The sequence below is a fragment of the Candidatus Hepatincolaceae symbiont of Strigamia maritima genome (assembly GCF_055505085.1).
Window position 1 is genome coordinate 1 of the sequence record NZ_DBKDTU010000130.1, and the last position, 1969, is coordinate 1969.

Annotated in this window: 3 protein-coding genes; all 3 read right to left on the reverse strand. The window is 26.9% G+C overall.

What is annotated here, in order from left to right:
* Nucleotides 1-447 (reverse strand): glycosyltransferase (locus tag ACQCX0_RS03345; RefSeq protein WP_462562756.1); only part of this gene is annotated, 447 nt, incomplete at its 3' end.
* Entirely contained in the window at nt 444-1562 is a 1119-nt protein-coding gene (locus ACQCX0_RS03350) for an FAD-dependent oxidoreductase (RefSeq protein ID WP_462562757.1), read from the reverse strand. The genes ACQCX0_RS03350 and ACQCX0_RS03345, both read right to left, overlap by 4 nt.
* 189 nt (nt 1563-1751) lie before the next feature.
* Nucleotides 1752-1969, reverse strand: a 218-nt coding sequence (locus ACQCX0_RS03355) for a hypothetical protein (RefSeq protein ID WP_462562758.1), incomplete at its 5' end; no start/stop codon positions are given.

A 1969-nucleotide genomic window follows, 5' to 3' on the forward strand; every position in this document is an offset into this window, starting at 1 on the left:
TTTTCCTAACAATTTATAAAATAATTTAGGATTAATAGGAGCATTCTTAGGAACTGCTAATACAATGTCTGAGCCGGCTATACATTTTTGATACATACTGTAAATGATATTGGTATCAAAATTATAATTAATATCTTCTATTTGGAAAACTATATCTCCTATGGATGCATCAATACCTGCTTGCATGGCAATTTCGTGATGATATCTGTTATTTAAATTTAGTAAATAAACTTTATGGGTAAAATTGTATTGCTGTTTCATATTATTAACAATTGCTTGAGAAATATCCTTACTAGCATTATTAATAATAATAATTTCAAAATTCAAAAATTTCATATCTAAGAACCGGTATAATTGCAATATTTTTTCTTCTATTATTTCTGCAGCATTATAGACATAAACAATTAAAGATATAAAAGCATGTTCTTTATTTATAAATGGTTTCATAGTAAAATCTCATCTAGATCATAAATTGTGTTAATTTTTCCTGATAAAACTGAGATAAAGATAGGGTTGTTAGAGAACTGTTTAATAATGGTCGGTCTGCTATCATCAATTTCTGAGTTTTTTAGCACAGGTTTTATTGTAAAGAGTGATTTTTCATATTGCAGTGTAATATCTGCTTTCAAATAAGTTTTAGTAAGTTGTTGCATATAGATAAAATCTGTTTCCGGTTTAGCTACACAAAAGTTACAATTATCAAGCATAGTTGAGTTACAATTCTGATTATGTGCCTGACAGCTAAAGGTAGGTTTATTCTCATAAGAAGTTAAATGCGGAGTAATTTTTACAGCACTTAAAGAATGATAATTACTTAATCCGAAAGGCATTAAAGAGAAAAAAGGACCATCCATTACGGTAATTCCTACTTCTGCTAATTGATCCGAAGCATTACAAAGAATTATTTCACAAATTTCATATTTTAAATTAAAGGTCTTAAAATCTAACATAGTTAAAATTTGATTTACATTGGCATAACTTGCATTAATTATACAGACAGAACTAAAGATATCTTTAGCTGTTGTTTCTATATAAAACTTAGTACCTTTTAAGGTAATACTACTAATTTTGGTGTTAAATTTATAATTAGTACCATTATCTTTGGCAGAAGTACTAAGAAAATTAGCAATTAAGGTCGCATCAAAGGAAGTTTCATTACATAAAAAAGCCCGTTCAATAGTTTGAGAGTTAAAATATTTACTAGTTGCTATTTCTTCAACAGGAAGAGTTGCTGCTTTACAAAACTCTAAAAAATTTTTAGCTGAAGTATAAGAAAAATTATTAGAAAGAGCATAAATTTTTTGGAATTTATTATTAATTGCAAAACTAAAATCATGATTAAATTTTTCATAATAATAGAAACTTTTTTTAGCAGTAGAAAGGCTCCGAGGATAATGATACCCCTTATGTACTCTTGCCTGATTGATATATGAGGCTCTCATAAAGGGTTGTTTTTCTATTTCTAAAACTAGAACTTGCTTTTTTAAAGAGCTAAATTTATTAGCTAGGTAAAGACCGTAAATTCCGGCACCAATAATAATTACATCATATTCTTTTTGCATTGAATTATCTAATCCTTAATATTATTATCGGAGTAGCCTTTATCCTAATCCTTTTTCTTATTATAAATTATTTACACCTATAACCCAATTATTATAAGTTACTAAGCTTAATCACTATAGCTAATTTCTATTTTTTACTCTGTTTCTTGTTAGCGTACTACCACCTGTGGCTTATCATATAACTAGGCTCTAATTCTTAGGATCAAGCTGCTTTAGAGCTAATTCATACATTAAAACTATAAATTTCCAAAGATCAAAAACTTTAATCTTTGTAATAGTTTTTCCCTTAGAATAAGTCCGAATAGTAGGAATTTCAATAATCCTATAATTAAGTTTAGCAGCCTTAATATGTAAATAAAATAAAATTTGATATCTATCAAAAATTTTTCTAAAAATATTAATTCTTT

Bases quoted from the DNA above. Each gene is read 5' to 3' on its own strand.
- ACQCX0_RS03350 (WP_462562757.1), bottom strand. From the start codon at position 1,562: ATGCAAAAAGAATATGATGTAATTATTATTGGTGCCGGAATTTACGGT.